5 protein-coding genes are annotated in these 6,130 nt (G+C 63.1%); 3 read left to right on the forward strand and 2 right to left on the reverse strand.

What is annotated here, in order from left to right:
• Window positions 1-13 precede the first annotated feature (13 nt).
• Together FGQ67_RS05250 and FGQ67_RS05255 are read right to left on the reverse strand one after the other, a co-directional pair.
• On the reverse strand, window positions 14-1,117 hold the full coding sequence (locus FGQ67_RS05250) for an RsmB/NOP family class I SAM-dependent RNA methyltransferase (RefSeq protein WP_138340466.1): 1,104 nt from the start codon (window positions 1,115-1,117) through the stop codon (window positions 14-16).
• Between the two features lie 150 nt (window positions 1,118-1,267).
• Window positions 1,268-3,418 carry a class I tRNA ligase family protein gene (locus FGQ67_RS05255; RefSeq protein ID WP_138340467.1) on the reverse strand — a complete coding sequence of 717 codons (2,151 nt, stop codon included), beginning with the start codon at window positions 3,416-3,418 and terminating at the stop codon, window positions 1,268-1,270.
• Between the two features lie 132 nt (window positions 3,419-3,550).
• Here FGQ67_RS05255 and FGQ67_RS05260 point away from each other — a divergent pair, with 132 nt between their 5' ends.
• From FGQ67_RS05260 to queA, 3 genes are all read left to right on the forward strand, one after another.
• Entirely contained in the window at window positions 3,551-4,117 is a 567-nt protein-coding gene (locus FGQ67_RS05260; RefSeq protein WP_138340468.1) for a DUF3267 domain-containing protein, read from the forward strand.
• Between the two features lie 10 nt (window positions 4,118-4,127).
• The gene (locus FGQ67_RS05265; RefSeq protein WP_138340469.1) at window positions 4,128-4,703 is read left to right on the forward strand and encodes an epoxyqueuosine reductase QueH; all 576 of its coding nucleotides are present in this window, start codon (window positions 4,128-4,130) and stop codon (window positions 4,701-4,703) included.
• 70 nt (window positions 4,704-4,773) lie between these two features.
• Entirely contained in the window at window positions 4,774-5,985 is a 1,212-nt protein-coding gene (gene queA, locus FGQ67_RS05270; RefSeq protein WP_138340471.1) for a tRNA preQ1(34) S-adenosylmethionine ribosyltransferase-isomerase QueA, read from the forward strand.
• Window positions 5,986-6,130 lie beyond the last annotated feature (145 nt).

The raw sequence follows: 6,130 nt of genomic DNA on the forward strand, positions 1-6,130 counted from the left end.
TTGGATTCGTGCGCTAGCTGCGTTTTCGGATCAGGGCAATGTAGAAGCCCTCAAAGTCGCGGCTAGGCGGAATGGTCAGCGTGCCGGGCAGGCCGTTGGCGATGGCCGATACCTGACCCGCGGCGATTGCCTCGGTCAGGGCGTTGGACTCGATGCGCGGCTCCTCACCAGCTTCCTGGGCGCGGCGTGCTTCACTTTCGCTTGGCGTGCCGTCGAGGGGGATAAGCTCGCAGTCCATGTGCTTGTCGAGGGCTTCTTGCAGGGCGTCCTCGTTTTCCTGTGGCAAGATCGAACAAGTCGAATAGACGAGCGTGCCGCCCGGTTTGAGGGCTCCCATGGCGCGGTCCAGAAGTGCTCGCTGCGAGCGCGCGCACTTGCTCAGCAGCTGCTCGGTCAGGCCGCGCAGGCTTTTCTCGTTGCCGCTGATGACGGTGCCTGTGCCGGTGCAAGGAGCGTCGAGCAGGATGCGGTCAAAGCAGAAGAACTCGTCGAGCTCGCGTGCGTCGATGCGCATGACGGGCACGTTTTTGGCACCCTGGCGATGGAGGTTTGACTCGAGCTTTTCGGCGCGGGGAATGCTCATCTCGCAGGCTGTGAGGTGCGCCTGGCCCTGGGTGAGGGCGGTGATCTGCGTCGTCTTGCCGCCAGGGGCTGCGCACATGTCTAGGATGTCCTCGCCTGCCTGGGCGCCCAACACCAAAGGCGGCATCATGGACGACAGGCTCTGTAGGTAGATCTTGCCGTCGCGGTAGATGTCGAGATCCCACAGATCGGAAACCTGGGCCTCGGGCAGGATAAAGGCGTCCGGATACCAGGTAACGGTTTGGTGTGCGATGCCGGCGGCATCGAGCGCCGCAGTGATGTCCTCGGCGGTCGCCTTGAGCGTGTTGGCGCGCAGCGTGACCGGGCGCGTGGCTGCGGCGCCAAAGCCCTCGATCATGAGCTCGGCATCGGCGGGAGTATAGGCGCCGGCAACCGTGTCGACCATAAAGCGCGGCAGGTCAGCGGCGCAGGGAAGGGCGGCAAGCTGGTCGGAAAGCTCGGTAGCGGCAAACTGCCTGAGCTTGAGCTCGGCCTTGACCTGCTTTTTCTGCTTACGACGACGCGGCTTGGACATCCGTCTTTCCTTCCACCTAAATGATTATTCTGGGACGGGATTAAAAAATCATTTAATGATCCCCGTCCCAAAAAGACTAGTTTGTGGCGCCCGGGAATGATTTTTTAATCCCCGTCCCAGAATAATCATTCCCGGGCGCGTTGCGTTTGCCTAGTACTGGCTCTCGTGCTTGCTGAAGAAGTCGAAGCGCGGGGGCAGCGGCTTCACGCGGTGCTCGCCGGGCTTCTCGCCCAGGCTCTCCACAAACTCGTCCGTGGAGGCAAAGATGTTATCCCAGCTAAAGAACGCGACCGGGTCGACGTCGAAGTACTCGCAGATGAGCTCGCAGCCGGCCGGCACAATACCGTGCATGAGCACGGTCGCCACGCGCAGCTCGGTAAAGGCGTCGACCAGGGCCTGCGTCATGGCGGCGTTGGCTGGCTCGCCCTCGAGCTTGTTGGCGGCCTTGGAGGCGTCGCTCCAGCGCTTGTTGGCGGCGCGCAGGTAGTCGTCGCACACGGCAAGCGCGCGGTGCGTCTCGAACTTGTACATGGCCTGCTCAAAGGCGAGAGCTGCCTGCTCGGCAGCCTCGACCACGGCGGCAGAGGCGGCACCGGCGGGGATGCAGCCGTTGCGGTAGGGGCTCTCGTCGCCTTCCTTGACGGCGACGCCGTAGAAGCAGCTGCGGGCCAGACGGTTGAACACGCCGGTCAGCAGCGCACTCTCCTTAAGGGCCGGGTCGATAACGCGCTTGTCGTCGCAGGCGCGCACCTCGTTGCCGTCCTTGTCCTTGCCGGTCACACGCGTGTCGTATGCCTTAGGGCTAAAGCTCACTGGCTTTTCGGACAGGCCGAGCGACAGCCAATGCGCGCGCATCTGCTCGCAGGTGTAGTGGTTGAGCAGGTCGTCTGCCGGCGGGGGAGGCGTCTGCGAGGACGAGCTCGCCTTTTTGCCCATGTAGAGCAGGTGATAGCAGGCGCTGACGGTGCTCTGCGTAAGGTCCCAACCCAGGGCCTCCCACATGGCGGTCTGCGCGATGCAGTAGAAGTAGATGTTGTCCTGGCCGATGAACTGGTAGATCTGCGCGTCGTCAGAGCACCACCAGTCGCGCCAGTCGAGCGAGCTGTGCTGGTAGGTGGGTGCGGGCACCTGCGTGGAGTCGGCAGCGGGCTCGCCCATGAGGGCGGCATCCTGGGCGGCGACGCCCTCGGTCACGCCGGCGGCCTTGGCATCGCGCGCGAGCACGGTACGCGTATAGCTGATGGGCGCCCACAGGCTCTCGGGCCAGCACCAGCAGGTGACGTCGGAGACGCCATCGACCTCGGGCACCGGAACGCCCCAGTCGATGTTGCCGGTGATGCGGAAGGGCACGAGCGCCTTGCCGCTGCGGAAGCGCACGCCACCGTTGGCGAGCACTGCGTGGGCATCGTCGCGCTCCTTCCAGCTGGGGAAGGTGACGGTAAAGCTGCTCTTGTTGCCCTCGGGCTCCAGCACGGTGTGCTCAGGAAGCTGATCCTCGACGGCATCGAAGGCCTCGCGGAACTTGTTCTGGATGTAGAGCTGGGCCGGCAGCAGCCACTCCTCCATAGTCTTGGAGACCACGGAGCGAACCTGCGGGTTCTGGGCGAGCTTGGCGGTATAGGTCTTCATAAAGTCGAGGTAGGCTGGCAGGTCGAAGTAGAGGTTGTCTACCGGGCGCAGCTCGGGTACCTCGCCAGTGAGCTGGCTCTTGGGCGCGATGAGCTCCTCGGGCTCAAACTGGTGACCCAGATCGCACTCGTCGGCATAAGCCTTCTCGGACTTGCAGCCCTGGATGGGGCAGCGGCCGATCACCTGGCGGCCGTTGAGGAACGTACCGGCCTTGGCGTCGTAGAACTGCAACGTGGAGCGCTTTGAGATGGTGCCCTGCTCGTGCAGGCGCTTGATAATCTCGGCGGTCACCTCGTTGTGAATCTGCGCAGCCGGCTCAAGGCCCGAGCCGCCGTAGATGTCGCAGCTGATGTTGTAGTTGTTGAGGGTCGCGGCCTGGCGGGAGTGATTGGACTCGACATACTCGCTAATGGACTTGTCGTAGCCCTCGTTCTCTTTGAGCTTGCGGTAGCTCTCCATGATGGGCGAGCCATAGCAGTCGGTGCCCGAGGTGAAGATGACGTTCTCGCGGCCCAGGCGGTCGCGCAGGAAGCGGGCGAAGAAGTCGGCAGGGACAAAGACGCCGCCAACGTGGCCAAAGTGAAGGCCCTTGTTGCCGTAGGGCTCGCCGGCGGTAACGATGGCGCGGCGAGGCCAGCTGGGACGGTCGTTCATGGAGTATTTGGATGCCATGGGACTCCTTCGCATATGGTGAGGGCGCGGCCGGGCGCGGGGCTCGGCGGCGCGGTGGTCAATTCGTGCATATCGTTCGACATTATCGCACATGCGGGCGGGTGCGTGGCAGGGGCGCTATCCTAAGATGCTATGAATGAGATTTCCAACATACATGCGTTTGAGGACGAGGATTTTCTGCACGCTTGCTTCGTGTGGGGGATGGTCGTAGTCGGCGTGTTTGCCGTGTGCCTGGTGCCGGTGTTTATGCTGCTGGGCGGGCCTGCAGACTTGGATGCGGCTGACGCGGGCGGCTGGATGGCTGTCGTGGGCTGGATAGTCGGCTTGGCTGCGGTTTCTGCGGCGTCATTTGCCGTGCACGAGCTGGTGCATGCAGCGTTCTTTAAGTTGTTTGCGCCCGCGGGTGCGCACGTGACTTTTGGAGCGAACCGTGAGACGTGCATGATTTATGCCTGCGCCGAGGGGATTGCGTATTCGCGCCGGCGGTATATGGCGATTTGCCTGGCGCCGACGGTTGTTGTGACGACAGCGTTTGCCCTGGGGTTTGCGTTTTCGGGCTATCCGCTGCTGTGCTATCTGGCTGCCGGCTTGCATTTGTCGGGCTGTGTAGGCGACTGGTATTACGTGCGGACCATTTTGCGCGACCGCCGCATTGTCGCCTGCGAGGATACGTCCTTTGGCGTGCGCTTTTTTGGGTGAGGAGATGTCGATGAAGTCGTTGTTGCTGCATGCGTGCTGTGCACCATGCTCGCTTGAGCCGGTTCGCCTGCTGCGCGAGGAGGGGTTTGAGCCCACGATTTGCTGGACCAATCCCAATATTCAACCGCGCGATGAATGGCAGCGCCGCCTGGACGAGCTGCGCCGGTGGTGTGCCGATGGCGACATCGAGCTCATCGAGGCAGGGGAGGACCGCGATCGCTGGGAGACCGGCGTGGCACCGCTGGGTGCCGATCGGCCTCGTCGCTGTCGCGCGTGCTATGCCCTGCGCTTGGCCGAGGCGTGCCGCGTGGCCCAGGAGCGCGGGTTTGAGTTTGTGGGCACGACGCTCGCCGTCTCGCCGTACCAGCTGTTCGATACCTGCAATGACGTGCTTGAGCGCTTGGCGGCGGCACATGGGCTCACCCCGGTGATTCGCGATTTTCGCCCGTATTACCCCGAGGCGACACGCCGTTCGCGCGAGCTTGGCATGTATCGGCAGAACTACTGTGGTTGCCGCTTCTCGGCTGTCGAGGCGGCCATGGACCGCGCCCGCATCCGCGACGAGCGCAAAGCCGCCAAAAAGTAGTTCACTTGGGACGTCAGCCTGCTAGGATGTAGAGCGGACTTTAGCTATATAAGGAGAATCCGACGTGTCTATGCGTACCGATGATTTTGACTATAACCTGCCCGAAGAGCTCATCGCCCAGGCGCCTGCCGAGCCGCGCGACTCCTGCCGCCTGCTGGTGGTTGATCGCAAAGGCTCCGAGACAGGAACGCCGCTAGAGCATGGCGGCACCGTCGAGCACCGCATCTTCCGTGACATCATCGACTATATCGAGCCGGGCGACGTGCTCGTCATCAACCAGACGCGCGTGATGCCGGCTCGCCTGATTGGCCGCAAGACGGGCTCGGGCGGCGTGGTCGAGACGCTGCTGCTCAAGCGCCGCGAGGATGTTGACCCGCTGGGTCACGTTTGGGAGTGCCTGGTCAAGCCGGGCAAGCGCCTGAAGCCCGGTGCTCAGATTGAGTATCGTGCGGGCGGCGCCCATGCGCCCGAGGGGGCTCCCGTAGTGCTGACGGCCGAGGTCGTCGACTTTGTCACCGATAGCCGCGGTGGCCGTCTGGTGCGCTTTGAGCCGGCCGGTTGCAACGCCGCCGGCGATCCGCGCACGCTCGACGAGGCCATCCATGCTGCCGGCCACGTGCCGCTGCCGCCCTACATTACCGATTACGAGGGTGATCCCGAGAAATATCAGACCGTGTACGCCATGAAGGAGGAGCATTCGGCTGCCGCTCCTACGGCGGGTCTGCATTTTACTCCTGAGCTCATGGCTGCTATTGAGGCCAAGGGTGCGAAGTTTGCCGCCGTCGAGCTCGAGGTGGGTATCGATACCTTCCGTCTGGTGGAGGAGGACGACCCCACGCAGCACGTCATGCACACCGAGCGCTATCACGTGTCGCAGGAGGTTGTCGACGCCGTGCATAAGGCCAAGGCCGAGGGTCATCGTGTGATCGCCGTCGGCACCACCGCGGTGCGCTCGCTCGAAAGCGCCTTTGACGCTGAGGCACCGGTGTCCGATCCGGCCGTGACGGCGCGCTATTTTGAGGGTCGCGAGGACGGGGCCGATACGCTTGGCCGCGGTGACATTGTGGTACGCGAGAACGCCACGACGCAGCTCTACCTCATGCCCGGCTCGACCTATCACGTGGTCGACGCGCTGATCACGAACTTCCATGTGCCGCGCTCCACGCTCATGATGCTCGTAAGCGCGCTTGCCACCCGCGACCAGATCATGGATGCCTACGCCGCCGCTATCGAAGAACGTTACCGCTTCTTCAGCTTTGGCGACGCGATGCTCATCTTGTAGGTTACGGCGTTTTACAAACGCCGTAACCGGTCGACGCTGCGCGGGCCGCATTTGGACAATCTGACGTTCAACTTCAAGGGCGCGACCAGAAGGTCAGCGCCCTTTCGTTTCACGTCACCTTGTCTCAAATGCGACCCGCTCGCTG

This window comes from Collinsella aerofaciens (genome assembly GCF_005845035.1).
GTDB classification, from domain to species: domain Bacteria; phylum Actinomycetota; class Coriobacteriia; order Coriobacteriales; family Coriobacteriaceae; genus Collinsella; species Collinsella aerofaciens_I.